Below are 24,883 nucleotides of genomic sequence, written 5' to 3' on the forward strand. Positions count from 1 at the left end.
ATTGGAATTTGTAAATTTGTTATTATGAGTACCGCAGAATTAAAAGAAGAAATAGAAAAAGCTGTGAAGCAAATTCCGGAAAATGCTCCAGAGAGTGTACTACAGGAAGCCTTGGGATATATACAAGATATCAGCGCGAAAATTGCTGAGAGAGCAAAACGGGCTGAAAATTTTAAAAGAATCATCGAGGAGGATCGAGAGTTATTGCAAAAGCTTGCAGAATGATAACTATTGACGAAGCCTTAGTTTACCATAATGAAGTAATAGATGAATTTGGTGGAAGTAAAGGAATAAGAGACCAGGCAGGACTTGAGGCAGCGTTAGCGCGCCCTTACATGACATTCGATACCCACAACTTATATCCTACAGCAATTGATAAAGCGACGGCAATCTTCGAAAGCTTAATAATTAATCATCCATTTATCGACGGAAATAAGCGCACGGCACACGTTCTACTTAGATTAACGTTGATGGATGGAAATTTTGACCTCGACGCAAGTTTACAAGAAAAATATGCCATGTCGATATCAGCAAGTATGGGCGAAATCCATTTTGATCAAATAAAAGATTGGATTATTACCCATTCAATACAAATTTCATGATCATCTCCATCATAGTAGCCATTGGCGAAAACCACGCCATCGGTAAAAACAACCAGTTGCTTTGGCACATGCCAAACGATTTGAAGCATTTTAAAGAAATAACACTGGGGCGCACCATTATCATGGGGCGCAAAACTTTCGATTCGGTTGGCAAGCCGTTGCCCAGGCGCCGCAATATTGTGGTAACAAGGCAGGATATCGAGATCGCCGGATGCGAGGTGGTGAAGTCGATTGATGAGGGCCTGGCGCTTTGTGCGCACGATGATGAGGTGTTTATTGGTGGCGGTGCCGAAATTTACCGCCAGGCGATGGATAAAACCGACAGGATATATCTTACCATTATCCATAAAGCGTTTGACGCGGATACCTTTTTCCCAGAGATAGACTACCTGCAATGGCAGGAAGTGAGCCGCGAAGATTTTGAGCCCGACGAAAAAAACCCGCTTCCTTATTCATTTATACAGCTAAACCGTCGCTAACAAAACCTGCTATTATTTTGTTTCAATTAAAAATTTCATGCTTGTGAAATTTTATTAGATTTGCCGTCTATTTTTAAAAAGCTTATAAACTAATTTTTTACATATAAATTCGCGATGCAAGGTAAAGGGGTTATTAAATTTTTCGCCATTCTGCTGGCTGTTGTGTGCATATACCAGCTTTCTTTTACATGGGTGGCCCATAAAGTTGAGAAGGATGCCAAGGAATATGCTAAAGGCAATACTGAAAAGGAAACTGCCTATTTAGATTCTATTTCTACTCAACCGGTATATCCGTTGTTAGGCCACACCTACCAGTACTGTTTAGACAGGGAACTGGCTTTAGGTTTGGATTTAAAAGGTGGCATGAGTGTTACCATGCAGATCTCGTTACGCGAGCTGGTTCAAACCTTATCAAACAACAACCAGGACCCGGCTTTTAAACAAGCCATGGCCGATGCTGAAAAAGATATTGTAACCACTCAGAAAGATTACATCACCCTTTTTGTTGATGCTTACGAAAAACGCGTGCCCAACGGAAAATTGGCTGCCATATTTGCAAACAGCAACAATCAGGACAAAGTAAAGTTCAACTCTACCAACAGCCAGGTTGAAGCTTACCTGAAAGACCAGGCCACCGCCGCCGTGCAGCAATCATACACTGTACTGCACCGTCGTGTGGATCAGTTTGGTGTTACGCAGCCAAACATTCAGTTGCAAAAAAGCACCAACCGTATTTTGATCGAGCTACCAGGTGTTAAAGAACCTGATCGTGTTCGTAAACTTTTATCGGGTACTGCAAAACTGGAGTTTTACCAAACTTACGATAACACCGAAGTGTACTCGTTGCTAAACAACGTAAACAGCATACTGGGTGCAAAAAGCAAAGCTGCAACTAAAACAGATACTACTAAAGTAACGGCTGCTGTTAAAACGCCAACAAGCTTAAAAGATTCTGCAAACACATTATTGAACAAGCTTAAAAACGCAAACGGCAAAGATTCATCCGCGCTGAACAACAAATCGCAGCTTGCTGCGCAAAACCCGTTATTCTCGGTAATGAGCCTCGTTACTTACCCGGATGCTAACAACCAGCAGCAATTGGCCCCTGGCCCTATTGTTGGTTACTCGCAGGTAAAAGATACTGCTAAAGTAAATTCATACCTGCGCAGCGCCGATGTAGCTTCGGTATTGCCACGTAATATCAAATTCCTTTGGGGCGTAAAACCGCTCGATAAAACAAAAGTGTTCCAGTTATATGCTATTAAATTAGCCGGTGCCGAAAATGGACCGGTACTTAACGGCGATGTGATCACTGATGCCCATAAAGATGTTAACCAGCTAAACGGCGGTTACGAGGTTATCATGAACATGAACTCGCAAGGTGCCCAGAAATGGAAAAGCATAACAGCAGAAGCTTCTGCCGGTGCAAATAAAAGGTATATAGCCATTGTGCTTGACGATAACGTGTACTCTGCCCCCGCTGTTCAAAACGAAATTTCGGGTGGTGTATCATCAATCTCTGGTAACTTCAAAATGGAAGATACCGAAGATTTGGCCAACGTATTAAAAGCAGGCCGCCTGCTTGCCCCTGCCCGTATTGTTGGCGGTGAAGTTGTAGGTCCGTCACTAGGCCAGCAAGCTATCAGCGCAGGTTTACTGTCTTGTATCCTTGGTTTGGTGGTTATCCTTATTTTCATGGTTGCTTACTACAACCGTGCAGGTACCGTTGCCGTAGTTGCGGTATTGGTTAACGTATTCTTTCTGTTGGGTGTGTTGGTGAGTATCCGTGCGGTACTAACCCTGCCGGGTATTGCCGGTATCATCCTCATATTGGGTGTGGCAGTTGATGCCAACGTATTGGTTTATGAACGTGTGCGCGAAGAGCTTGGCTTAGGCAAATCTATCCGTATTGCTGTTGCCGATGGTTTTAAACATGCTTTACCTTCTATCCTTGATGCCAACATCAGTACTTTCTTAACAGGTATTATCTTATTCGTATTCGGTTCGGGCCCAATACAAGGTTTCGCAACCACATTAATGATCGGTATCGTTACTACCTTGTTCTGCTCGTTATTAATATCAAGGCTGATATTTGAATTTATGCTTGAAAAAGAGTGGGATATTAAATTTTCAAACCCTTGGAGCTCGCATACCTTCAAAAACGCTAACTACGGCTTTGTGAAAAACCGCTTTAAGTTTTATATCTTCTCTGGTATATTTATTGCTGCCGGTTTAGTATCAATGGCAACCCGTGGTTTTGACTACGGTGTAGATTTTGGCGGTGGCCGTACATACCTTGTACAGTTCCCTAACAAAGCAGCTACGCCAGAACAAGTTCACCAGGAACTGGATAAATCCTTAGGCTTTGGTTCGGAAGTAAAAACCTATGGTGCCGATAAGATCGCCATCACTACCAACTATTTAATTGGCGACATCGCTACAGATGCTGATGACAGAGTAGAGGCCGCCTTAATTAACGCTTTAAAAGTAAACCCGGTTACTACAATTACTACAAATGATATTTTAAGCCATTCTAAAGTGGAGGCCACTGTTGCAAATGAGCTAAAGGCTTCGGCAAAATGGACCATCATCATTGCTATCTTAGCAATATCTGCTTATATATTCATCAGGTTCCGCAAATGGCAGTTTAGCCTCGGAGCGATGGTTGCAACCGCACACGATGCGCTGATGGTATTATCGTTCTTTTCATTATTTAAAGGCTTGTTACCGTTCTCCTTAGATATCGACCAAGCATTTGTGGCTGCCCTGCTTACTGTTATTGGTTATTCTATTAACGATACCGTGGTAGTGTTTGACCGTATCCGCGAGTTCCTGAACTTGCACCATGCTAAAACCGATGATCCTAAAGAGGTTATTAACCACGCTATCAACAACACGTTGAGCCGTACCATTATTACTGCTTTAACCGTGGTATTGATACTGATCATATTGTTCCTGTTTGGTGGCGATGTGTTACGCGGTTTCTCATTCGCATTATTGATCGGTGTGCTTTTCGGAACATACTCGTCTATCTGTATTGCCACACCAGTTATCATCGACTTTGGAAAGAAAGACCTGAGATAATAAATTATGACATTATAATTAAGGCTCCAAAGAACATTTGGAGCCTTTTTTGTTTTAAAAGCTGAGGATTTAGTACACAAAAATCTACGTATCATGAACCCTAACGAACTGTCAAAATTCCCAACAGTAGTTATCATAGGCGGCGGCTTCGGTGGCATACAGGTTGCCAAACAGCTTGCCAATAAGCCTGTAGAAGTTATACTGCTTGATAAACATAATTACCATACTTTTCAACCGCTGCTTTACCAGGTAGCCACCGGCGGCCTGGAGGCCGAGTCGATAGGCTTCTCCCTCCGCAAGAACTTCGAGGGGCAAAAAAACCTGCGTTTCCGCATTGCCGAAGTGAGCAAAATAGATACAGAAAGCAACGTTGTGCAAACCGATATAGGCCCTATCCCCTACGATTACCTGGTGATAGCCACCGGCTCCACCACCAATTTCTTCGGCAATAAGGATATCGAAAAGCACGCCATGCCGATGAAATCGATCCCTGAAGCACTCAACCTGCGCTATATGGTGCTGCAAAACCTGGAGGAAGCCATTTTAAAGCCTTCTAAGGAAGAACGCGCGCCATATCTATCATTCGTACTGGTTGGTGCCGGCCCTACCGGCGTGGAGCTTGCAGGCGCCTTGGCCGAACTGCGCAACCACGTGCTAAATAAAGATTACCCCGAACTGGCTAAAGAGGAAATGAAGGTTTACCTCGTTGATTTTCTGCCGAAGGTATTAGGCCCTTTTTCTGATGAAGGCTCCAATGCAGCAAAAGGTTTCCTCACCAAAATGGGCGTAGAAGTATTGCTGAACGTTAAAGTAGAAAGCTACGACGGCAACGAGATAAAATTCGAGGGCGGTAAAAGTATCCGCACCAAAAATGTGATCTGGTCGGCAGGGGTGGCTGGCGTTGTGCCCGATGGTGTTTCTAAAGAAGCCATTGAACGCGGCAACAGGGTTAAAGTGGATAACGTTTGCCGCATGGTAGGCAGCAGCAACATCTTCGCTATTGGCGATGTGGCTGCCATGATTACTGATGATACGCCAAAAGGGCACCCCGGAGTGGCACAGGTAGCCATACAAATGGGGCAGCTTACCGGCAAAAACATCAACCGCATTATTCGCGGCGAACAGCCCGAGCCGTTTAAATATTTTGACAAGGGCTCGCTTGCCACCATAGGCCGTAACAAAGCCATTGCCGATTTGGGCAAGATCAAATTCCAGGGATTTTTTGCCTGGCTGATATGGATGTTCGTTCACTTGATCTCGCTGATGGGCGGGCTTAACAGGGTAATTGTATTTATTAACTGGGTAGCCAGTTATGTAAATAACAATGGCGGCAGCAGGCTGATTATACGTAAGTTTGAGCGTGAAGAACTGGTGCAGAAGGACGTACAGGTTTCAAAAGTTGACTAAATGGCTAAGCAGATAAGAATAACCGAATGCCCCCGCGATGCCATGCAGGGCCTTACCGAATTTGTACCTACGGATGTAAAGGCCGCATACATCAACCTGCTTTTACAAGTAGGTTTTGATACGATAGATTTCGGCAGCTTTGTATCGCCGAAGGCTATCCCCCAACTGCGCGATACCGCGGAAGTGCTAAGCAAGCTCGATCTGAGCAGCACGCGATCCAAACTATTGGCCATCATAGCCAACTATCGTGGTGCGGAAGAAGCCGCAGCACACGAGGAGATCACTTTTTTAGGCTATCCATTTTCTATCTCAGAAACTTTTCAACTTAGAAATACCAATACTACTATTGAGCAGGCCTTTGACAACGTAAAGCGAATAAACGAACTTTGCCTTACTAAAGACAAATCGCTGCTGATATACCTTTCTATGGGTTTTGGTAACCCATACGGAGACGCTTGGAACGCGGAAATTGTTCAGCACTGGGCAAAAAAGATGATTGATGAAGGTATTGGTTACATTGCCTTATCTGATACTATTGGCATAGCCGCGCCGGAGCAGATCAGCGCTTTATATCCGGCGTTGACCAAAATTTCGGAAATAACAAGTTTTGGACTGCACCTGCACTCTACCCCCGATACCTGGCAGGAAAAAGTAGCGGCAGCCTACGAGGCCGGCTGCACCCGTTTTGATGCTGCCCTGAAAGGCTACGGCGGCTGCCCAATGGCCAAAGACGACCTCACAGGCAATATCGCTACCGAAAACCTGATAGCTTATCTCCTGCACCAAAACAACGACCTTGGCCTTAATCTGGATAAATTAAGCGAAGCAATGGAATATTCGGGGAAAGTGTTTGGGGGATAGAGAAAGAGGCAAACGAAAAGTCGAAACCAAAGCCTAAGAAATGAAGTAGATTTTAAAGAATGAAAAAGATAATTGTTATCCATCTTTTGCTCTTGGTATTATCGTCAGTTGTATTTTTCTATTTTTCGGAAACTATTACAAAGCGATTGTTTCGGGGGTTTCACGATGTCTCTACTTGGTTAAGTGTTCTGATTGTCGGGAACGTTGCAATATTGCTGATATTAATTTTCTCATTGATTGTAATATCTATTAGACGAAAGAGAATTAAAGCCGTGATCTAACAGGTATATGGTCTTCTGACAACACAACAACGGCTTAACCTTTAAAGTATGAACGTTAAGCGTACATCAATTCGCCCTTGGGTTGGGGAATTGTCCTTTTTAGTTCCGTTGCCGTATCTATACATTGTGCAATAACAACTTCCACGTTTGCAAGAGCTTCAGTATAGTTTGCACCATCGGCCACACACCCGGCAAGTTCTGGCACCTCGGCGATAACGGCATTATCTTCATTACTCCAATAAAGAATTATTTCATATCTATTTTCCATCAGATAGTTTGAATATCATAACTTCTACTCCCCCTTCAGGGGGCTGTGGGGACTTCACCATCTTATAATGCCTTATCCCTGCCTCTTCAAACTCCGGGCCTGTTTTTTCAAAGCCGAAACGCTCGTATAAGGTAACGGCATCAAGTTGGGCATGCAGGTAAATATATTCCGCATCGGCAGGTAAAGAGGCTAATACGGCCCCTATCATTTCCTGCCCTACTCCAAATCCACGAAACTTCTTTAATACAGCAAAACGCTCTAATTTATAGCCTTTATCAGTTTTCCTCCAGCGGCAGGCGCCACCGGGTTCGCCGTTAACGGTAGCCAGAAAATGGGTAGCCTCGTCATCAAATTCAATTTCCAGTTCGGGCGGGCAACCTTGTTCAACAACAAACACCTCGTGCCTTATGCCAAATGCTTTTTCCAGTTCAATTGGGTCACTTACCTGGTGCACTTCTATTTTTGAGGGCTCGGGCATAATGCGGTTTAGTTTTATAGCCAGTTTGCTTGCTGGAATGGTTTTCCTCCGCCGCGTCTATCGAATGCGTACAGGTAAGGTCATCCTCTTTCTCGGCAAGATCGGATAATTTTACATAAAATTTATGTAATTGGTCAAGGTCTATTTCGCTCAGGTCCTCAATATCCACCATCCGGTTGCTGGCGCCCTGGTGCGATGCAAGCAATTCGTTCAGCTTCAAATGGATGGCTTTTGAATCTTTATTCTGCGATTTCTGGATCAAAAACACCATTAAAAAGGTGATGATGGTGGTGCCTGTATTGATGATGAGTTGCCAGGTGTCCGAGTAATTAAATATCGGCCCGGTTACCAGCCATACCACAATAGTGGATATGGCTATAATAAACGCAGCCGAACTGCCCGTAGCCATAGTTGCCCAATTGGAAAACCGTTCAAATAAATTCTTTTGTTTCTTTTTGGCCATAGCGCTTAATATTTAACTATACAACCTAAAAAAACCGCCAATGTTCTTACACAAGGGCGGTTTTTATTCTTATTTGCTATGTAGCTTAGATCTTGCTGTTGGCGTCGATACAATTCAGATCGCTGAAGGCAACAGTTAAGCGTTTTACAAAAGTTTCTTCGGCTTTGCGTAACCATACGCGTGGGTCGTAGTATTTTTTGTTTGGCGAATCATCACCATCAGGGCTGCCAATTTGTGTTTGCAAATAGCCTTCTTTTGCCTGGTAGTAATCTTTTATACCTTCCCAAAATGCAAACTGCATATCGGTATCAATGTTCATTTTTATAGCACCGTAAGATATCGCCTCGCGAATTTCTTCCTGGCTCGAACCCGAACCACCGTGGAATACGAAGTTGATAGGTTTATCGGCAGTAAGGTTGTGCTTTGTTTTTAAAAACTCCTGTGAGTTGTGCAAGATAACCGGTTGCAATTTAACGTTACCCGGTTTGTACACACCGTGTACGTTACCAAACGCGGCAGCAATGGTAAATTTATCACTCACTTTAGACAGTTCTTCGTAAGCGTAAGCAACCTCTTCTGGTTGAGTGTATAGGCGTGAGCTATCTACATCAGAGTTATCAACGCCGTCTTCTTCGCCGCCGGTTACACCAAGCTCAATTTCAACGGTCATGCCCATTTTAGCCATACGGGCTAAGTATTTGGCAGATATTTCGATGTTTTCTTCGATAGGTTCTTCAGAAAGATCGAGCATGTGTGAAGAGAACAAAGGTTTGCCGGTTTCAGCAAAAAATTTCTCGCCATGCTCTAACAAACCGTCTATCCATGGCAATAATTTTTTTGCAGCATGGTCGGTATGTAAAATTACGGCAACACCGTAATGCTCAGCTAATAAATGCACGTGCTTTGCAGCAGATACACCGCCTAAGATACAGGCCTGTAGTTTTGAATTATCCAGCGATTTACCCGCGTAAAACTGCGCGCCGCCATTTGATAATTGAATAATAACAGGGGAATTAACAGCCTTTGCTGTTTCCATTACTGCATTTATAGTGTTTGTGCCTATAACGTTTACTGCCGGCAAAGCAAACTGATGCTCTTTAGCTGCTTCAAATAGCTCCTGCACCTGGTCTCCGGTCAGTACGCCCTTGTAATCTTTTAAACTCATTAACTTTTTGTTTGGGCCCCGAAGTTATAAAAATTGTTGAAAAGTTGGAATGTTTGAAGGTTAAAAGTTAAATAATATACAAAGACGCCCGTTTATATAGACTTTATTGATATAGGGAAGATTTGATAGCTTTTTTAACCCCGGGTTCAAAAAACATTTCAACATTAAAACATTATAACCTTACAACCTTTTTTTCGTTTCTTTGCATTACTTGAAAGACTTAGAAATAGATATGGCGTGGTTTAAGCGAGAACTTAAAGGGATAATTACGACTACTGAGGAAAAGAAGGAAGCCCCCGATGGCATCTGGAACAAATGCCCCAACTGTAAAAAACCTTTGCATTACTCTGAGCAGGTTGAAAACCAATACGTTTGCCACTATTGTGGTTTCCACATACGCATTGGCTCTAAAGAGTATTTTTCTATTCTGTTTGATGATAACCAATTTACCGAACTGTTTGGCGGCCTTACCTCCGGCGACCCGCTGCACTTTACGGATACTAAAAAATACACCGACCGCCTTGTAGAAACCAAAAAGAAAACCGGTTTACAGGATGCTATCCGCGCAGGCGTTGGCAAAATGAACGGGCAGAATGTGGTTATTGCCTGTATGGACTTTAACTTTATAGGTGGCTCTATGGGTTCGGTAGTGGGCGAAAAGATAGCACGCTCTATCGATTACAGTATCGCTAACAAGATCCCTTTCCTGATGATATCCAAATCGGGCGGTGCCCGTATGATGGAAGCTGCTTTCTCGCTGATGCAGATGGCCAAAACATCGGCTAAACTTGCGCTACTAAGCCAGGCAAAAGTGCCATATATCTCTTTACTAACCGACCCAACAACAGGTGGTGTAACCGCATCATACGCTATGCTGGGCGACATCAACATTGCCGAGCCGGGGTCACTAATTGGCTTTGCCGGCCCGAGGGTTATTAAAGAGACCATTAAAAAAGACTTACCAAAAGGATTCCAAACCGCCGAATTTGTGCAGGAACACGGTTTCCTTGATTTTATAGTAGACCGCAGGGAAATGAAAGAAAAATTAGCGAGCTTTTTAAAGATGCTGGCTCCCGTAGCCCCCGCCCCCTGAAGAGGGAGCCTTTGATGGGCGTGGCTGCTAACATGAAACTAAAATGGCGTTCCGATATACTCGGAACGCCATTTTTTTTAAGCTTTTCAAAAGCTCCCCCTTCAGGGGGCTGGGGGCTTGGTTAAATCCCTTCCGTACCCGGCTCGTGCCCTACCATGCGGCCAGTTGTACGTCCATGCGGGCGGCTTTCAAAATCTGCACGTGCGGGGCCTTCAGACGGGAACTCCTTTCTATCCGGCTGGGATACATCATTTTGTTCGCTGTATGATGCATCATTGCCTTCCTGCTGTTGTTCCTGTTCGTTCTGCTGGCGGTAACCTGTACCCTCCTGTTCGCTTTGGCGTTCTTCAGGTGTTTCGTTCGGGTTATGGCTTGGATTGTATTCCGGGTTTCTTTCGTTGCTTTCCATGATATTTAGTTTTTAATTGTTCATTAACAATCAACCAAAAACAGTACCAAAATTAACAGGTAAGAAATTTATTTTCAATACAACTACTCCCCCCGTCCGGTGTCTTCACCGGAACATCCAAGAATGCAGTGGTGGGGACACCACCTTTGGGAAGAAAGTTTGTTTAGTACTTACGCACTCACCATGCACAGCTCTTTCAACTTAGCAACCGTAAAATCTACTTCATCTTTAGTATTATACTTAGAGAAGGAGAACCTTACCGATGGCCTGTCAGCGCTGGCGCCGATGGCGGTTAACACGTGCGAGCCGATATCGGAGCCGGAACTGCAAGCACTGCCACCCGAAGCCGAAATGCCGGCAATATCCAGGTTAAATAGCAGCATATCTGCCATGTCCATTTCCGGGAAGGAGGTGTTCAGTACAGTATACAGACTCTTCGCCGGGTCGGTTTCGCCGTTGAAGGCAACACCAGGTATTTCATGTATCATTTTGGCCATCATGTAGCTTTTCAGATCCTGTATGTATGTTTGGTGGGTGCCCATTTCGGTGTAGGCCAGTTCCAATGCTTTGGCAAGGCCGGCTATGCCGTATACGTTTTCGGTACCGCCGCGCATGTTACGTTCCTGTGCCCCCCCGTATATCATCGGGTTAATTTTCACTTTGTGGTTCACGTGCAAAAAGCCAACGCCTTTTGGGCCGTGCAGCTTATGGGCCGCGCATACCATAAAGTGTACTTTCAGCTTCTGCAGATCGTGTGGGTAGTGGCCAACAGTTTGTACGGTATCGCTATGGAAAATAGCGTTGTAAGCCTCGCAGAGGTCGCCTACGCGTTCTATATCGGTAATGGTACCCAACTCGTTATTGGCGTGCATCAGGGATACTAAACTGCGTTCGTTATCCTTCAGTAAGGTTTCGAGGTGGTTATAATCTACGTTGCCTTTACAATCAACATCCACATAGCTTAGTTTGATGGTGCCCGATTTCTCCATCGACTGCAACGTATGGATCACCGCGTGGTGCTCCAGCTTGGTGGTGATAGCGTGGGTAAGCTTATGATCGATAATGCCACAACGGATGGCAGTGTTATCGGCCTCGGTACCACCGCTGGTGAAAAAGATCTCCGCAGGCGATGTATGCAGCAAATTAGCAACCGTTTTGCGCGAACGCTCTATCAGCGTGCGTACTTCGCGGCCATGGGAATGAATGGATGATGGGTTGCCAAACTGGCCTTCCATCACTTTGTACATTTCCTTTAAAACTTCAGGATCGAGGGCGGTAGTGGCTGCATTATCGAAGTAAACGCGCATAGTAGTAAGTGGTGAATGGTGAGTGATGAGTGGTTATTGCTCCGAATTTCCCGGTTTTCAGACTTACCGTCTTCCGGAGTTCGGACTCATACCAACCGTTATAAATTTAATATTTCTTTTATGTCTGCTATGATCTTTTCGGCCAGGTTATTCGCTACCGTTTCCGAATTTGCTTCAGAATAGATGCGGATAATAGGCTCGGTATTCGATCTCCGCAAATGTACCCATTCTTTGTCGAATTCTATTTTCAGGCCATCAATTGTTGAGTGCGGCTGCTTTTGGTATTTCTCCTCAACTTTCAGCAGCAGCGCGTCTATATCCATCTCCGGCGTAAGCGTTATTTTGTTTTTTGAAATGAAGTAACCGGGGTATGAAGCCCTCAGAACGGATACCGGTTTGCCAAATTTAGCCAAATGGGTTAAAAACAAAGCAATACCTACCAACGCGTCGCGGCCGTAATGCAGTTCGGGATAGATGACCCCGCCATTGCCTTCGCCGCCTATAACCGCGCCAACTTCTTTCATTTTATTTACCACGTTCACTTCGCCAACGGCAGCGGCATGGTATTCGCCGCCTTCCTTTTCGGTAACATCGCGCAGGGCCCGGGTGGACGACAGGTTGGATACCGTATTACCTTTATTGTTCTTCAGCACATAATCTGCAACGGCAACCAGCGTATACTCCTCGCCAAACACATTACCATCTTCGCACACAAAGCAAAGGCGGTCCACATCCGGGTCCACAGCTATACCCAGGTCGGCATTTTTCTTGGTTACTTCCTGCGCTAAGGCTACCAAATTCTCAGGCAGCGGCTCGGGGTTATGCGGAAAATTACCATCAGGCTCGCAATACAATTCGTGCACAGTATTTACACCCAGTGCTGTTAACAAGGCCGGCACAAAAATGCCGCCGGTAGAGTTTACGCAATCAATCACTACCTTAAAATCGGCAGCTTTGATGGCTTCTACATCCACTAAAGGCAGGGCCAGTATTTTATCGATATGTTTTTGCAGGTAGCTATCGTCCTTGGTCACTTTACCAAGGACATCTACACCGGCGTATATAAAATCGCTGTTTTCGGCAATTTCTAAAACTTCTTTTCCATCGGCATCGCTGATGAATTCGCCATCGGCGTTCAGCAGTTTCAGGGCGTTCCAATGTTTGGGGTTGTGGCTGGCCGTGAGGATGATACCTCCCGCAGCCTGCTCATCGGGCACGGCAACTTCTACGGTTGGGGTGGTAGATAGGCCGAGGTCTATCACATCAATACCCAAACCCTGTAAAGTGCCTATAACGAGGTTGTTCACCATATCGCCGGAAAGGCGCGCGTCGCGGCCGATAACGATCTTTTTAATGCCCGAACGCTTAACCGCCCAGCTACCGTAAGCCGATGTAAACTTTACAATATCCAAAGGCGTTAAGCCGTCGCCTGCCGCCCCGCCAATGGTACCCCTGATGCCCGAAATTGATTTTATGAGTGTCAAAATGTGCTTTTATTTAAGGTGCAAAAATAAGTTATTTAACCCATAGCATTGTAAACATACCGTAGTTTTAAGGCTCAATTTATTGGCTATATTTGCCCGGTAAACATATTTTATCCGCCAGAAAGCCAATGCCCGATTTCCTTTTACAGCTCGACCGGCATTTATTTTACTTCGTCAATCACGATCTCTCCAACGCGTTTTTCGATTGGATAATGCCTCTGATGCGCAACCCCAGGTTTTGGATCCCGCTGTATATCTTCATTATCGCTTTCTGCATTTACCGCTATAAAAAGCAGGGTGCCATATTGGTACTGATGCTCGCCTTAGCTGCCGGCTTCGCCGATTTTACCAGCGCAACTCTTATTAAAAAACAGGCACAACGCGACAGACCCTGCCGGGATGTAGTAACCGCCCAAACCGTCATTAGCCGGGTGCCCTGCGGAACGGGCTATAGCTTCCCCTCCACCCATGCGACAGACCATTTTGCTCTCGCTATATTTTTATGCCTCGCCTTTTTCAGAAAATGGAAATGGGTTGGCATCGCCGTTATTTTTTGGGCGGTCCTAATTTGTTTTGCGCAGGTTTATGTTGGGGTACACTTCCCAGTAGACGTTACCGCGGGTGCAATTTATGGTGGATTGGTGGGTTGGTTATTTTTCTTCGGATTTAAAAAATGGCAGCCGGACTTTGTGGCGTAGATCCAAACCGACAAACCCCTCCCAAAGGTTATAGACTATCAAAAAACAACATAATTCAATCCTATCAGCCCGCTAAGATTCGCTTCAATTTGGTCATCTTTTTACCCATCGAACATTTTTTTATGGCAAAACAGGGTTAACATAACTTAACACAATTTCAATAATTATTTTTTAATTATTTGATAATCAATAAATAAAAAAAATAAAGGGTTAACATTTTTGGAGGAATAGTCGTGTCACCATAAATGCTAAAACTTCTACTATGAAATCGTAAAGAAACTTAATAAATAAATCTTCTGATGGGCTATTATTCTCTGAGGGGAATTAAAAAAAGAAAAAGGCGCAGTTTGCACATGCGCCCTTCTATATCTTGTTTCCTGATTTAAAAAATCTTGTTTCTAAACTTACGCGCCGCGCATTTTGTCAAGCAGTTCGCTTAACTGGCCGGCCTCTTCTTCGGTAAGGTTTTCACCGAGGATATCGCGGGTTTTAAATTCTTTATCCATTTTGGACAGGATCTCCAACCCTTCATCGCTGATGCGGATATCTACAGCGCGGCGGTCCTTATTGTTAGTGCAGCGCGACACCAATTCCTTTTGTACCAGCCTGTCTACAATGCGGGATGCATCAGACATTTTATCTATCATACGCTCTTTCAGCAGGTTAACGGTTGCCGGCTTTGGGTATTGGCCACGCAGGATGCGCAGTATATTAAACTGTTGCTGGGTTAAATTGTACTGTTCGAACTTTGGGCGCGATATATTGGACATCCAGCCGTAAGTGTACGACAGGTTGATGGCCGCTTTGTGGTAATTATCCTCAAAATTCGTGCTTTTGATATCTTCCTCTATTCCCATTTTAACGCAATACCTTGATTTTGATGCAAATATAACTTATTTATTGTCTTTTTGTTTATCCTCCTCTTCCCGGCCGTAGTTCCAGGGGCAGTGCAGGCATTTGTTTTTGCAGCAGGAGCCGCGTTTTAAATGATATGCTTTTGTGAAAACAAAGTTACCATCCTCGTTGATGTAGTAGTCTACGTTTTCCTGCAGCATTAGTTCAGCAATTTTACAAAAATATCATTTTTAAAATGATCCCGAAGGTGTTTCCCCTCCCCGTGCAAAGTCCAAACCTGTTTTGGTTGGGTTTGTTCTATGGTGTGGAGAATATCGGCCCAGTCGGCATGGTCGGATATAAACAACGTATCCTGTGCGTTTACCTGTAAATTCTTCCATCCCGAAGCAAATAAGCGCTTCACGCCAGTTGCCCGCAAATAACTATCAAACGTAAAAGGCGGCACAATGTATACCCACTCTTCCTGAGTTTTCATCAGCTTGCGCCCATACATCTGGTGTTTGCCCAGGGCGAAACCCAGCTTCTCGTAAATAGCGTTAATGGGCATGATGCGGTGATGCACAAGCACTTTCTTTTGCGGAGCATATTCATTTATCATCCTGATCAAGCGCTGGCTCTTGCCGAGGCTGTAAGCTCCTAACAAGATGTTCACCTTAATATCATTCAGCTTTTTTATTTCCTCAACGGGATCCGGGTGGGCAGTGTTGGGTTCGGCAAAGGTGCTTTCGGTGATCAGTACATCTGCCTTTACAAATTGCATAGGCTCGCAGGTACTGTCGGGTTGCAGTTTATAATCACCTGTATATAAATATCTTGTATCCTTGTATTCCATCAGCACCTGGGCAGAGCCGGGCATGTGGCCGGCGGGAATAAAAGTTATTTGTACTTCTCCAATTTCAAAAGGTGCATTATACGTCGCGGTATAAATTACCTTCCCGGCATTTTTGCCGTAGCGCAGCTGCATAAACGCTACGGTAGCGGCAGTGGCGTACACGCTGGTGTTTCCGCTTACGGCATGGTCTGCATGGGCGTGGGTTATTACGGCTTTAGCTACGGGTTGTTTGGGGTCGAGATAAAAATCGCCATAACCGCAGTAGAGCCCGTCGGCGTCGAAAGAAAGAAAATCGTCTAATATCATTCGTTTTGAGCAAGAGACAGGTATAATTTGTGCAGCTGCAGCACCTGTGGTATTACCAATTTGGTATCGTCGTTAATAATTATATCGTTGGCCAAATCCAGTTTTTGCTCTTCGCTCATCTGGCGGCTGTTGCGTTTTTGCACCTCTTCTTCGCTTACCTTATCGCGCAGCACTACACGCTGCATGCGGATTTTTTCGGGGGCGGAGATCATGAGCGAGCGGTGGCACATTTTGTAGGAATCGCTCTCGAACAGTAATGCAGCCTCCTTTAATACATAAGGCACATCTTTTCGCCCTTTAAATTGCTGTACCCACACCTCAAACGCCCGAAACACAGCCGGATGTACCAACCTGTTCAGCTTTACCAGCTCTTCTTCGTTATTAAAAACAATGCCAGCGATATGCTTGCGGTTAAGCGTTCCGTCGGCCAGGTAAGATTCGGCACCGAAGGCTTCTTTAATACCCTCCACCAAAACAACATCTTTCACCATCAGCTTTTTGGCCTCGTCATCCGCATAAAAAACGGGGATGCCCAGTACCTCAAATATTTTGCAAACCGTAGTTTTGCCACTGCCTATATTGCCGGTGATGCCTACTTTAAACATTACTTTTTAACGATGAAATCCACATTTTGTGGTTCTATTTTCACTATTTTACTGTACGATGGCAGGTGGTTAAGCCTTACCGTTAACACTCGGTAGCCCTGCTTCCACTGGTCCAGATCGGCCACGGCCTCAAAATCATCCTCGTTCATATCGGGATAATCCTTTAGCGAAGTAGTGAACGTAACCCGTACTTTTTGCGGAAATATCTTAACATCATAAAAGTTATGATTGTTGATGATCTTAACGGGGATCTGCATGGTTTTCTCGGTAAATTCGTCTACCGGGATACTCACAAAAACGCTTTTAGGCAGCACATTGAGGTTACCCTCGCCGGAAGGCACCAGGTTTACCCGCGACCTGAAACTTTCGCTAACGTCGTTTAAATTAACCGAATCGGTTCGCCAGTATTGGATCTTAGCCAGCACTTCGGCAGGGCCACTAATGGTAACGTATGCAGGCTTCATGCGTATAGCACCAGACTGTGCAAACTGCCGCTGGTAATGCAACGCCGTTACAAGTTTTACCGGTACACGCTTGATGAGCCGGTTTGAGAAATCGAAATAAAGCGTATCGGGGTTAAGGGCAACAATTTGGTGGTCGAGGTCCTTCTTATCGTTTATTTGGTTTAGCTGCGCGCTTAAAACTACATAGTTTTTATTTTCGAGGGTGCTAAGATCTACCGTAACAGCCTTGTTCTCGCCGATCATCTGCGAAAACAGCATCTTCCAGCCGGTACCCTGCACTGTTGCGTTTATGGTATCAGGCTGAAGTGAATGAAATGCACGCCGCTGCGGGGTATTCTTAAAACTGAGGACACGCTTAACAGTGTACTTATATGGATTTGATAGCACTGTAAATAACCAGGCAACTAAAGCAACCACCAGGCAGGTAACAAACGCGGATAACCGCCTGCGCTCAATTGCCGATAATTTGATTATTGCCATTACTTTGAGGTAAAGGGTTAAAGGTGAAAGGGCAAAGGTAAACCCAATAGCTTAAAATAATAAAAAAGAAAGGCGAAAGGCTGGCTATATCTTGTTAAGCCAACTTTTCGCCTTTTACCTTTATGCCTGTTATCTGCTTATTTAACTACTGCAGGGGTATTTAAAGCTTTAGATTCTTCTAAAGAGATAGCCGATTTGCTGAAACGGATGCGGCCACCGTTCTCTACTTCAATTAAAAAAGTAGTATCGGCAACTTCGTATATTTTACCGTGGATACCGGAGGTGGTAATCACCTTATCACCTTTTTTAAGCTCTTCAACGTATTTCTTCTGATCTTTCGCTTTTTTCATTTGCGGGCGTATCATGAAAAAATAAAATACTACCGCAATTAACCCGAACATGATGAACTGTGGGTTTATGCCTAAAATACTTGGGGCTGCTGCCTGTAAAAAAATAGTTGCTGTCATTTTTAAGTTTATATATTAATTAGTTTGTTACCTCGCCAATAAGATGCACCATGCTTTGTGCAGGGTTGGTATTGGCGGTAACGGTTATCTGTTTATCCTGCAGGCCCATTTTACCTATACTGCTAAAAGTAACTTTTACAGCACCATCGGCACCCGGCTGTATAGGTGTTTTTGGCCACTCGGGTTTTGTACAACCGCACGTGGCTATAGCATCCTTAATAATTAAGGGCGATTTGCCGGTGTTGGTAAATTTAAACTCGTAAGTTACTTTATCGCCCGTTTTAATTTTACCAAAATCGTGCGATTCTTTTTCAAACTTCATCACCGGCGCGTTGGTAGCGCTTACATTATCGGCAGTTGCAGCACCTCCTGTTTTGGTAGATGAGTTACATGCCGAAAACAACATCGCGGCAACCATGGTACATAAGATCAGTTTTTTCATTATATGTTATTCTATTAATCCTCTGCCTATTTTCTTTACCTTATTCTCTGCTTTCAGCTCAAACAAAATCTTGTCTAATATACCGTTTATAAACGAATTACTTTTAGGTGTACTAAACTCTTTGGAGATCTCCAGGTACTCGTTAATGGTAACCTTAACCGGGATGGACGTAAAATTAATAAATTCTGTAATAGCCATCTTCATTAATAAGGTATCCATCATCGCGATACGGTCGGGCTCCCAATTCTGCGTTTTCTGGGCGATAAGTTCCTGGTATGGCGTATCAAACCTAATGGTTTGCTCAAACAGGTTTACTACAAAATCCCTGTCCTCAACCCAATTGCCGCTAATTTCGGCCAGGTGGTTTTCCTTAGGATCATCGTAGGCAAAGTTTTTAAATGTTTTGGCAATAAGCGCCTGCAATACCTCTCTATCTACCGGCCAGTAAATAAACTTATCTTCAAAAACCTGCTCGGCAAGTGATGATTTAAGGATAACTTTTTTGAAGATGAATTTGATAATGTCTTTATCGCTACCGATGGTGTCGTCGGTTTTCGCCAGGTATTCGGCGTAATCTGTAGAGTTTTTCAAGGTAGTGAACAACGATTTCGCTAATTCGGGATCAAACGACCAGTCTACTTTGTATTTTTTTAGCGAGACCAGGTATTCTTTATTATCGCCAAGTGAAGTAAAAAACCTGTTGCTTAATATTTTAAGATTGGGGTTTAAGTCATCGGCCGTTGGTAAGTGCTTATTGGATCTTTCTTCCGCGTCGCGCTCGGTGTAGGATATTACTTCGCTGATCAGCGACAGCATCCAGATGTACATTTCAAATACCTGGTCTATACTGCTTAAAAGCTGTTTCTCGTGATGTTTAATGTCGCGTGAGTCCGATTGGTGGTACGCATACAACGATTGTAATACTTTTACCCTAAGGTGCCTTCTGTTTAACATTTGTAAGAACGATTATGCCGCCCGGTGGCTGGCTGTTTATGATAATTATTAATAGGTTGACTTTACTTTTTTAATATCTGAAATACGTTTTTCGGCAATTTTGTTTGCAGCATTTATAGTAGAAATATTTTCGGCTTTCGATAGTTTTAAAACATTGCGCGTTGCCTCGTAAATATTCTCAGTAAGCTGCATCGTTCGCTTTTTGCTAAAACCCATCAGTTCAGAATAGCAGTTGATGATGCCGCCCGCGTTTATAACGTAATCTGGCGCAAACAGGATGCCTTTATCCAGCAGCATCTGACCGTGCAGTGCCTCATCCTGTAACTGGTTATTGGCCGAACCTGCTATAATAGGGCATTGCAGCTTGGCAATTGTTTGGGTGTTAATGGTGGAGCCTAAGGCGCAGGGCGCGTAGATATCGGCACTGATATCAAATATCGAATTGTTTGATACCGCTTCGGCACCGTATTTTTTTGATACCTGGCGGGTACGCTCATCGTTAATATCGCTCACGTAAACCTTGGCGTTCTCCTCGCGCAGCAATTTTACCAAATGCTCGCCTACGTGGCCAATCCCTTGCACAATAACAGATTTGCCGGTTACGCTATCGTGGCCATAAAGCTCTTTAATGCAGGCTTTAATCCCCATATAAACGCCCAACGCGGCAATAGGCGCAGGGTCGCCGCTGCCACCCATGGTTTCGGGCACGCCGGTAACATGCTGGGTTTCCATGCGGATGTACTCCATATCGCGCGGATTGGTACCTACATCCTCGGCGGTAATAAATTCGCCATTAAGGTTTTTAATGAACCTGCCGAACTTGCGCAATAAAGCTTCTGTTTTATCCTTACGGGAATCGCCTATGATAACCGCTTTACCCCCACCGAGGTTTAAACCCGCGATAGCCGATTTATACGTCATGCTTTTGGATAAGCGTAATACATCCTGTAAGGCCTCCTGCTCGGTTTTGTAGGCCCAAAAGCGGGTTCCACCCAAAGCAGGGCCCAATGTGGTATCATGAATAGCGATGATGGCCCTCAACCCGGTATCCGGATCGCTGCAAAACACAACTTTTTTGTGGCCGAGAGCGTCGAGCTGGTTAAAAATACTATCGGTTGGTTGTTGCAAAGACATTACAGAACGGCAAAAAATTATTCGTTTTTCAGTTATGCAAAAGTAGAGGTTTTTTTTAGGTTGGCAAAGTTTAGTTGTTTGTTAACACAGGAAGTCAGGTTATCGGGACGTTCGAAAATGGATTTCACTAAAATCCTGCCTTTTTTATGACAAAGGTTGCTCGCCAAAATGAGACAACGTCATCGCTTTTTAATACTTTTGGTCTCCGTCTTTCGGACTCATACCAATGAAAGCACTCGCGTACCTCAATAAATTCTTTTATAAATACCGCTGGCGATTGGTACCGGGCGTGCTGTTTGTTATTATATCAAATATATTTGCCGTGCTGCCTGCGCAGGTGGTTCGGGTTGCGTTCGATCTGGTTACCGAAAACATTAGCACTTACCAGCTTTTCAGCGGCTTTAACCGGCAGGAGATGATCTATGATATCTTTGGCTCCAGCCTGCTGCTTTTTGGTTTGCTGGTTCTCATACTGGCTTTACTGCGTGGCCTGTTCCTGTTTTTTATGCGACAAACGATCATACTAATGTCGCGCCATATCGAATATGATATGAAGAACGAGATCTACAGCCATTACCAGCGCTTATCGCTTGCCTTTTACCGCCGCCACAACACCGGCGACCTAATGAACCGCGTTACCGAGGATGTTAGCCGGGTGCGCATGTATCTGGGGCCGGGCATTATGTACAGTATTAATACGGTGATCCTTTTCATACTGGTTATTTACGCCATGCTTACCGTGAACGTTCGGCTAACGGTATTTTCGATAATGCCGTTGCCTGTTTTAGCGGTTATTATTTTTTATGTAAACACCATTATAGAGCATCGCAGCGAAAAGATCCAACAGCGTCTTTCTGGCTTATCCAGCTTTGTGCAGGAGAACTTTTCGGGCATCAGGGTGATCAAATCTTACGTTCGCGAAAGTTTTGTGCGCGAAAAATTCGCTGCCGAAAGCGAGGATTATAAAACCCAAAGCATGGCCATGGCCAAGGTACAGGCCATGTTCTTCCCATCCATGCTGCTGCTTATCGGTCTCAGTAATGTGATCACCATGTACATTGGCGGCGTGGAGGTAATGAAGGGCAACATCACCGCCGGTAACATAGCCGAATTTATTGTATACCTTAATATGCTTGCCTTTCCGGTGATATCGCTGGGCTGGGTAACCTCGCTGATACAGCGTGCCGCGGCATCACAAAAGCGGATAAACGAATTTTTGCATGAGGAGCCGGAGATACGGTCGCCCGATGCTTTACCGCATACACTGGCGGGCAAAATTGAGTTCAGGGAGGTATCGTTCACCTACCCGGATACCGGCATACAGGCCCTAAAAAGTGTATCGTTTGTAGCAAACCCGGGCGAAATGGTGGCCATCATTGGCCGTACCGGCTCGGGGAAATCTACCATCGGCAACATCATCATGCGGATGTACGATACCACCAGCGGGCAGGTTTTGATAGATGATAAGCCACTTACCCAACTCCGTCTGGATAACTACCGCTCGCAAATCGGCTTTGTACCACAGGAGGTTTTCCTGTTTTCGGATATCATATCGCACAACATCGCTTTCAGTGCCGATGTGCTGGATATGCCCCGTGTAGAACAGGCCGCTAAAGATGCCGCCGTTTACCAGAATATTATGGAGCTGGAAAAAGGTTTTGAAACGCTGATAGGCGAACGTGGCGTTACGCTTAGCGGTGGGCAAAAACAGCGCGTAAGCATTGCAAGGGCCATTGTAAAGCAACCACAGGTATTAATTTTTGATGATTGCCTTTCCGCTGTTGATACCCGCACCGAAGAAGAGATATTGAGCAACCTTGGGCGCATTATGCAGGATAAAACCAGCATCATCATATCGCACCGCATCTCTACCATCAAAAATGCCGACAAGATATTGGTAATAGATAATGGCGAAATTATTGAGCAAGGCACCCACCATGAGCTGATGGAACTGAGGACAGCTTACTTTGAGCTGTACGAAAAGCAATTGCTGGAGGAAGAAGAAAAGCCTGCGATTGATAATTAAATTGACGCTACGTTAGCAGCGAAGGCACCCTTTGGGCCAACAGTACGCTCGTAACTAACCCTGTCGCCTTCTTTTAAAATTTTGGCGTAATTAGTTTCAATCGCGCTGAAATGCGTAAAAATATCTTCGCCGCCATCATCAGGCGTAATAAAGCCAAAGCCTTTGGTATTGTTAAACCACTTTAATGTTCCGGTTGCCATATTTATAGATATTTGTTTCAGTATTACTGATGCATGTTGGCAATATAGCTATTAAGAATTAAAGCCCAATTTGTTTTAAATTTAACAATCGCCGTACATATACGTCCGATAATAGTTTTATTAAATATTCAATATTGTTACAATTAATAGTTGCGCTTTAAAAATTTAATTATATTTATCCCAACCAAAACTATTACGATTACGATTTATGGGAGATTTTGACAACAGAGAGCGTGAAGAGGTGCACTCGAAAAAGGTGAGAGCCGGGAAGAGAACTTATTTTTTTGACGTAAAGGCAACCCGGTCTAACGATTATTATGTTACGATCACTGAAAGCAAAAAGCGTTTGGAAGACGGGGTTTTTATAAAGCACAAAATATTTTTATACAAAGAAGATTTTGAAAAATTTGCCGAAGGACTGAAAGAAACGGTAGATTATATAAAAGACCACCAGGAAGTTACAGAGAAACGATACGAGTTTAGCGAAAGCCCCGAAGTGGCCAAAGCTGACGAAGATTTCTCATTTTAAGAACAGGCCCTAATTTAAACCTGAATATTACAAGCAAAAGTACCCCGCCCAAAAGGCAGGGTATTTTTGTTTAAGGTTAAGCCGTATTTACAACAAAACACCATTCATAAATGCCACAGCAACGCTGAAATAGATAATGAGTCCGGTAACATCTACCAGGGTGGCCACAAAGGGCGCCGAAGAAGTTGCAGGGTCGGCGCCGAGTTTCTTTAAAAGCAAGGGCAGCATGGAGCCGGCCAGCGAGCCCCAAAGCACCACCCCTATCAGTGAAAAACCGATGGTAAGGCCAACCAGCATCCAGTGCGGGCCATAAAGCGTGCTAAACATGCTGAAAGCCGCTATTCTTAAAAAACCGATAATACCCAGGGTGATCCCGAGCATTAGCCCGGAGATGATCTCGCGGCGCATTACGCGCCACCAATCGGCAATGGTTACTTCGCCCAGGGCCATAGCCTGTATAATTAATGTTGATGCCTGCGAGCCGCTGTTGCCCCCGCTGGAAATGATCAATGGAATAAATAATGCCAGCACCACTGCTTTTTCGATAGCGTGCTCAAAAAAGCCCATGGCGGTAGCGGTAAGCATTTCGCCTAAAAATAGTATCACCAACCAGCCTACGCGTTTTTTCACCAGGCGGAAGAGGTTGATATCCAGGTAAGGCTCGTCCAATGCTTCGGTACCACCAATCTTCTGGATATCTTCGGTATATTCTTCGTTGGCTATCCACAGGATATCATCAACGGTAACAATGCCTAACAATATATCTTCTTTATCGGTTACCGGCAAAGCGGTACGGTTATTCATCCTGAATACGTTGATAGCATCCTGTTGCGGGTCGCTGGCGCTGAGGGCTATCAGGCGTCCGTCCATCAGGTCGCTTACCTTTGTTTCAGGTTTCACCAGCAAGATCTCGCGGATACGGATATCATCCAGCAGTACGCCGTTCTCGTCTATCACATAAATAACATCAATGGTTTCGGAGTTTTTACCGTACCGGCGGATGTGTGACAGCACACGCGTTACATCCCATGTTTTTTTAACAGCGATATAATCGGGTGTCATCAAACGGCCAACGCTGTCTTCCTCATATCCTAAAAGTGATAGGGCTTCTTTACGGTCGGCGGGACTGAGGTGAAGAATGAGGTTTTTTACGGCATCGCCATGCAATTCGGCAAAAAAAGCGGTACGGTCATCCGGTGGCAGCGCGTTAACTATTTCGCCAACTTTTTGCCCGGTTAATTTTTTGATGATGCGCTCCTGTGTGGGGAAATCGAGGATGCGGAAAACATTTACCGCCCGGTTGAGCGATAAGATAGCGATGAATTTAGGGCCGTGCTCGGGAAGTTCGCCTATAAGTTCTTCTACGTCAGATATATTGAGATTATTCAAATATTCCTGTAGCTGCGTTGTATCTTTCTGCTCCAGTAACAATTCTATCCGCTCAACCATCTCTTCCATAAAAAACCCTCTTGCTTACATCTTTTAACCTGATTTATGCCTTGTATTAGCG

Annotated in this window: 28 protein-coding genes; 10 read left to right on the plus strand and 18 right to left on the minus strand. The window is 44.5% G+C overall.

Annotated elements, in window-relative coordinates:
* Positions 1 to 24: 24 nt before the first annotated feature.
* From EPL05_RS00655 to EPL05_RS00680, 6 genes are all read left to right on the plus strand, one after another.
* Positions 25 to 225, plus strand: a complete 201-nt coding sequence (locus EPL05_RS00655; RefSeq protein WP_128531584.1) for a hypothetical protein — start codon at positions 25 to 27, stop codon at positions 223 to 225.
* Entirely contained in the window at positions 222 to 602 is a 381-nt protein-coding gene (locus EPL05_RS00660; protein ID WP_128531585.1) for a type II toxin-antitoxin system death-on-curing family toxin, read from the plus strand. The genes EPL05_RS00655 and EPL05_RS00660 overlap by 4 nt, the downstream gene beginning before the upstream one ends.
* Complete coding sequence (locus EPL05_RS00665) at positions 599 to 1,081, plus strand: dihydrofolate reductase (RefSeq protein ID WP_128531586.1); 483 nt, start codon at positions 599 to 601, stop codon at positions 1,079 to 1,081. The genes EPL05_RS00660 and EPL05_RS00665 overlap by 4 nt, the downstream gene beginning before the upstream one ends.
* A 114-nt stretch (positions 1,082 to 1,195) precedes the next feature.
* Positions 1,196 to 4,165 (plus strand): protein translocase subunit SecDF, encoded by a 2,970-nt coding sequence (gene secDF, locus EPL05_RS00670; protein ID WP_128531587.1) that lies wholly within the window; start codon positions 1,196 to 1,198, stop codon positions 4,163 to 4,165.
* A 93-nt stretch (positions 4,166 to 4,258) separates the two neighbouring features.
* A complete protein-coding gene (locus EPL05_RS00675) occupies positions 4,259 to 5,572 on the plus strand; it encodes an NAD(P)/FAD-dependent oxidoreductase (protein WP_128531588.1) in 1,314 nt (437 codons plus the stop codon).
* The gene (locus EPL05_RS00680) at positions 5,573 to 6,433 is read left to right on the plus strand and encodes a hydroxymethylglutaryl-CoA lyase (protein WP_128531589.1); all 861 of its coding nucleotides are present in this window, start codon (positions 5,573 to 5,575) and stop codon (positions 6,431 to 6,433) included.
* Positions 6,434 to 6,769: 336 nt separating this feature from the next.
* Here EPL05_RS00680 and EPL05_RS00685 read toward each other — a convergent pair whose 3' ends face one another.
* From EPL05_RS00685 to fbaA, 4 genes are all read right to left on the minus strand, one after another.
* Positions 6,770 to 6,982 (minus strand): type II toxin-antitoxin system HicB family antitoxin, encoded by a 213-nt coding sequence (locus tag EPL05_RS00685; protein ID WP_128531590.1) that lies wholly within the window; start codon positions 6,980 to 6,982, stop codon positions 6,770 to 6,772.
* Entirely contained in the window at positions 6,972 to 7,460 is a 489-nt protein-coding gene (locus EPL05_RS00690; protein WP_128531591.1) for a GNAT family N-acetyltransferase, read from the minus strand. The genes EPL05_RS00685 and EPL05_RS00690 overlap by 11 nt, the downstream gene beginning before the upstream one ends.
* On the minus strand, positions 7,420 to 7,923 hold the full coding sequence (locus tag EPL05_RS00695; protein WP_128531592.1) for a low affinity iron permease family protein: 504 nt from the start codon (positions 7,921 to 7,923) through the stop codon (positions 7,420 to 7,422). Before EPL05_RS00695 ends, EPL05_RS00690 begins: the two co-directional genes overlap by 41 nt.
* Before the next feature lie 85 nt (positions 7,924 to 8,008).
* Positions 8,009 to 9,088 (minus strand): class II fructose-bisphosphate aldolase, encoded by a 1,080-nt coding sequence (gene fbaA / locus EPL05_RS00700; RefSeq protein WP_128531593.1) that lies wholly within the window; start codon positions 9,086 to 9,088, stop codon positions 8,009 to 8,011.
* 232 nt (positions 9,089 to 9,320) lie between these two features.
* Here fbaA and accD point away from each other — a divergent pair, with 232 nt between their 5' ends.
* On the plus strand, positions 9,321 to 10,181 hold the full coding sequence (gene accD / locus EPL05_RS00705) for an acetyl-CoA carboxylase, carboxyltransferase subunit beta (RefSeq protein WP_128532053.1): 861 nt from the start codon (positions 9,321 to 9,323) through the stop codon (positions 10,179 to 10,181).
* A 121-nt stretch (positions 10,182 to 10,302) separates the two neighbouring features.
* Here the strand turns inward: accD and EPL05_RS00710 are convergent, their stop codons facing one another.
* From EPL05_RS00710 to glmM, 3 genes are all read right to left on the minus strand, one after another.
* Positions 10,303 to 10,590: a hypothetical protein gene (locus EPL05_RS00710; RefSeq protein ID WP_128531594.1), complete on the minus strand. Its 288-nt coding sequence runs from the start codon at positions 10,588 to 10,590 to the stop codon at positions 10,303 to 10,305.
* Between the two features lie 170 nt (positions 10,591 to 10,760).
* A complete protein-coding gene (locus EPL05_RS00715; protein ID WP_128531595.1) occupies positions 10,761 to 11,897 on the minus strand; it encodes a cysteine desulfurase family protein in 1,137 nt (378 codons plus the stop codon).
* Between the two features lie 98 nt (positions 11,898 to 11,995).
* The gene (glmM, locus tag EPL05_RS00720; RefSeq protein WP_128531596.1) at positions 11,996 to 13,381 is read right to left on the minus strand and encodes a phosphoglucosamine mutase; all 1,386 of its coding nucleotides are present in this window, start codon (positions 13,379 to 13,381) and stop codon (positions 11,996 to 11,998) included.
* 128 nt (positions 13,382 to 13,509) lie between these two features.
* On the opposite strand from glmM, the gene EPL05_RS00725 reads away from it, so the two are divergent.
* On the plus strand, positions 13,510 to 14,079 hold the full coding sequence (locus EPL05_RS00725; protein WP_128531597.1) for a phosphatase PAP2 family protein: 570 nt from the start codon (positions 13,510 to 13,512) through the stop codon (positions 14,077 to 14,079).
* A 404-nt stretch (positions 14,080 to 14,483) separates the two neighbouring features.
* Here the strand turns inward: EPL05_RS00725 and EPL05_RS00730 are convergent, their stop codons facing one another.
* The 9 genes from EPL05_RS00730 to EPL05_RS00765 all read right to left on the minus strand — a co-directional run bounded on the left by EPL05_RS00730 (position 14,484) and on the right by EPL05_RS00765 (position 20,618).
* Entirely contained in the window at positions 14,484 to 14,936 is a 453-nt protein-coding gene (locus tag EPL05_RS00730; protein ID WP_128531598.1) for a MarR family winged helix-turn-helix transcriptional regulator, read from the minus strand.
* A 36-nt stretch (positions 14,937 to 14,972) separates the two neighbouring features.
* Positions 14,973 to 15,134, minus strand: a complete 162-nt coding sequence (locus tag EPL05_RS23840; RefSeq protein ID WP_166727598.1) for a DUF5522 domain-containing protein — start codon at positions 15,132 to 15,134, stop codon at positions 14,973 to 14,975.
* Positions 15,134 to 16,072 carry an MBL fold metallo-hydrolase gene (locus tag EPL05_RS00735; protein WP_128531599.1) on the minus strand — a complete coding sequence of 313 codons (939 nt, stop codon included), beginning with the start codon at positions 16,070 to 16,072 and terminating at the stop codon, positions 15,134 to 15,136. The genes EPL05_RS23840 and EPL05_RS00735 overlap by 1 nt, the downstream gene beginning before the upstream one ends.
* Entirely contained in the window at positions 16,069 to 16,677 is a 609-nt protein-coding gene (coaE, locus tag EPL05_RS00740) for a dephospho-CoA kinase (RefSeq protein ID WP_128531600.1), read from the minus strand. Before coaE ends, EPL05_RS00735 begins: the two co-directional genes overlap by 4 nt.
* The gene (locus EPL05_RS00745) at positions 16,677 to 17,621 is read right to left on the minus strand and encodes a CdaR family protein (protein ID WP_128531601.1); all 945 of its coding nucleotides are present in this window, start codon (positions 17,619 to 17,621) and stop codon (positions 16,677 to 16,679) included. The genes coaE and EPL05_RS00745 overlap by 1 nt, the downstream gene beginning before the upstream one ends.
* A 137-nt stretch (positions 17,622 to 17,758) precedes the next feature.
* Positions 17,759 to 18,088 carry a preprotein translocase subunit YajC gene (gene yajC / locus EPL05_RS00750; RefSeq protein WP_128531602.1) on the minus strand — a complete coding sequence of 110 codons (330 nt, stop codon included), beginning with the start codon at positions 18,086 to 18,088 and terminating at the stop codon, positions 17,759 to 17,761.
* A gap of 19 nt (positions 18,089 to 18,107) precedes the next feature.
* Positions 18,108 to 18,530, minus strand: coding sequence for a DUF1573 domain-containing protein (locus EPL05_RS00755; RefSeq protein WP_128531603.1), 423 nt, complete (start codon positions 18,528 to 18,530; stop codon positions 18,108 to 18,110).
* A gap of 6 nt (positions 18,531 to 18,536) precedes the next feature.
* The gene (locus tag EPL05_RS00760) at positions 18,537 to 19,484 is read right to left on the minus strand and encodes a transcription antitermination protein NusB (RefSeq protein WP_128531604.1); all 948 of its coding nucleotides are present in this window, start codon (positions 19,482 to 19,484) and stop codon (positions 18,537 to 18,539) included.
* 48 nt (positions 19,485 to 19,532) lie between these two features.
* Positions 19,533 to 20,618 carry a Glu/Leu/Phe/Val family dehydrogenase gene (locus EPL05_RS00765; RefSeq protein WP_128531605.1) on the minus strand — a complete coding sequence of 362 codons (1,086 nt, stop codon included), beginning with the start codon at positions 20,616 to 20,618 and terminating at the stop codon, positions 19,533 to 19,535.
* Positions 20,619 to 20,844: 226 nt separating this feature from the next.
* Here EPL05_RS00765 and EPL05_RS00770 point away from each other — a divergent pair, with 226 nt between their 5' ends.
* On the plus strand, positions 20,845 to 22,644 hold the full coding sequence (locus EPL05_RS00770) for an ABC transporter ATP-binding protein (protein ID WP_128531606.1): 1,800 nt from the start codon (positions 20,845 to 20,847) through the stop codon (positions 22,642 to 22,644).
* On the opposite strand, the gene EPL05_RS00775 is transcribed toward EPL05_RS00770, so the two are convergent.
* Positions 22,641 to 22,844, minus strand: coding sequence for a cold-shock protein (locus EPL05_RS00775; protein ID WP_128531607.1), 204 nt, complete (start codon positions 22,842 to 22,844; stop codon positions 22,641 to 22,643). The genes EPL05_RS00770 and EPL05_RS00775 overlap by 4 nt on opposite strands.
* A 208-nt stretch (positions 22,845 to 23,052) precedes the next feature.
* On the opposite strand from EPL05_RS00775, the gene EPL05_RS00780 reads away from it, so the two are divergent.
* Positions 23,053 to 23,373 carry a DUF3276 family protein gene (locus EPL05_RS00780; RefSeq protein ID WP_128531608.1) on the plus strand — a complete coding sequence of 107 codons (321 nt, stop codon included), beginning with the start codon at positions 23,053 to 23,055 and terminating at the stop codon, positions 23,371 to 23,373.
* An 87-nt stretch (positions 23,374 to 23,460) separates the two neighbouring features.
* Here the strand turns inward: EPL05_RS00780 and mgtE are convergent, their stop codons facing one another.
* A complete protein-coding gene (gene mgtE, locus EPL05_RS00785; protein WP_128531609.1) occupies positions 23,461 to 24,831 on the minus strand; it encodes a magnesium transporter in 1,371 nt (456 codons plus the stop codon).
* Positions 24,832 to 24,883 lie beyond the last annotated feature (52 nt).

It is taken from the genome of Mucilaginibacter gilvus (assembly GCF_004054195.1).
GTDB classification, from domain to species: domain Bacteria; phylum Bacteroidota; class Bacteroidia; order Sphingobacteriales; family Sphingobacteriaceae; genus Mucilaginibacter; species Mucilaginibacter gilvus.

Excerpts from the sequence above, each read along its gene's own strand:
- EPL05_RS00655 (WP_128531584.1), top strand. The coding sequence starts at position 25 with ATGAGTACCGCAGAATTAAAAGAAGAAATAGAAAAAGCTGTGAAGCAA.
- EPL05_RS00660 (WP_128531585.1), top strand. The coding sequence starts at position 222 with ATGATAACTATTGACGAAGCCTTAGTTTACCATAATGAAGTAATAGAT.
- EPL05_RS00665 (WP_128531586.1), top strand. The coding sequence starts at position 599 with ATGATCATCTCCATCATAGTAGCCATTGGCGAAAACCACGCCATCGGT.
- secDF (WP_128531587.1), top strand. The coding sequence starts at position 1,196 with ATGCAAGGTAAAGGGGTTATTAAATTTTTCGCCATTCTGCTGGCTGTT.
- EPL05_RS00675 (WP_128531588.1), top strand. The coding sequence starts at position 4,259 with ATGAACCCTAACGAACTGTCAAAATTCCCAACAGTAGTTATCATAGGC.
- EPL05_RS00680 (WP_128531589.1), top strand. The coding sequence starts at position 5,573 with ATGGCTAAGCAGATAAGAATAACCGAATGCCCCCGCGATGCCATGCAG.
- EPL05_RS00685 (WP_128531590.1), bottom strand. The coding sequence starts at position 6,982 with ATGGAAAATAGATATGAAATAATTCTTTATTGGAGTAATGAAGATAAT.
- EPL05_RS00690 (WP_128531591.1), bottom strand. The coding sequence starts at position 7,460 with ATGCCCGAGCCCTCAAAAATAGAAGTGCACCAGGTAAGTGACCCAATT.
- EPL05_RS00695 (WP_128531592.1), bottom strand. The coding sequence starts at position 7,923 with ATGGCCAAAAAGAAACAAAAGAATTTATTTGAACGGTTTTCCAATTGG.
- fbaA (WP_128531593.1), bottom strand. The coding sequence starts at position 9,088 with ATGAGTTTAAAAGATTACAAGGGCGTACTGACCGGAGACCAGGTGCAG.
- accD (WP_128532053.1), top strand. The coding sequence starts at position 9,321 with ATGGCGTGGTTTAAGCGAGAACTTAAAGGGATAATTACGACTACTGAG.
- EPL05_RS00710 (WP_128531594.1), bottom strand. The coding sequence starts at position 10,590 with ATGGAAAGCAACGAAAGAAACCCGGAATACAATCCAAGCCATAACCCG.
- EPL05_RS00715 (WP_128531595.1), bottom strand. The coding sequence starts at position 11,897 with ATGCGCGTTTACTTCGATAATGCAGCCACTACCGCCCTCGATCCTGAA.
- EPL05_RS00725 (WP_128531597.1), top strand. The coding sequence starts at position 13,510 with ATGCCCGATTTCCTTTTACAGCTCGACCGGCATTTATTTTACTTCGTC.
- EPL05_RS00730 (WP_128531598.1), bottom strand. The coding sequence starts at position 14,936 with ATGGGAATAGAGGAAGATATCAAAAGCACGAATTTTGAGGATAATTAC.
- EPL05_RS23840 (WP_166727598.1), bottom strand. The coding sequence starts at position 15,134 with ATGCTGCAGGAAAACGTAGACTACTACATCAACGAGGATGGTAACTTT.
- EPL05_RS00735 (WP_128531599.1), bottom strand. The coding sequence starts at position 16,072 with ATGATATTAGACGATTTTCTTTCTTTCGACGCCGACGGGCTCTACTGC.
- coaE (WP_128531600.1), bottom strand. The coding sequence starts at position 16,677 with ATGTTTAAAGTAGGCATCACCGGCAATATAGGCAGTGGCAAAACTACG.
- EPL05_RS00745 (WP_128531601.1), bottom strand. The coding sequence starts at position 17,621 with ATGGCAATAATCAAATTATCGGCAATTGAGCGCAGGCGGTTATCCGCG.
- yajC (WP_128531602.1), bottom strand. The coding sequence starts at position 18,088 with ATGACAGCAACTATTTTTTTACAGGCAGCAGCCCCAAGTATTTTAGGC.
- EPL05_RS00755 (WP_128531603.1), bottom strand. The coding sequence starts at position 18,530 with ATGAAAAAACTGATCTTATGTACCATGGTTGCCGCGATGTTGTTTTCG.
- EPL05_RS00760 (WP_128531604.1), bottom strand. The coding sequence starts at position 19,484 with ATGTTAAACAGAAGGCACCTTAGGGTAAAAGTATTACAATCGTTGTAT.
- EPL05_RS00765 (WP_128531605.1), bottom strand. The coding sequence starts at position 20,618 with ATGTCTTTGCAACAACCAACCGATAGTATTTTTAACCAGCTCGACGCT.
- EPL05_RS00770 (WP_128531606.1), top strand. The coding sequence starts at position 20,845 with ATGAAAGCACTCGCGTACCTCAATAAATTCTTTTATAAATACCGCTGG.
- EPL05_RS00775 (WP_128531607.1), bottom strand. The coding sequence starts at position 22,844 with ATGGCAACCGGAACATTAAAGTGGTTTAACAATACCAAAGGCTTTGGC.
- EPL05_RS00780 (WP_128531608.1), top strand. The coding sequence starts at position 23,053 with ATGGGAGATTTTGACAACAGAGAGCGTGAAGAGGTGCACTCGAAAAAG.
- mgtE (WP_128531609.1), bottom strand. The coding sequence starts at position 24,831 with ATGGAAGAGATGGTTGAGCGGATAGAATTGTTACTGGAGCAGAAAGAT.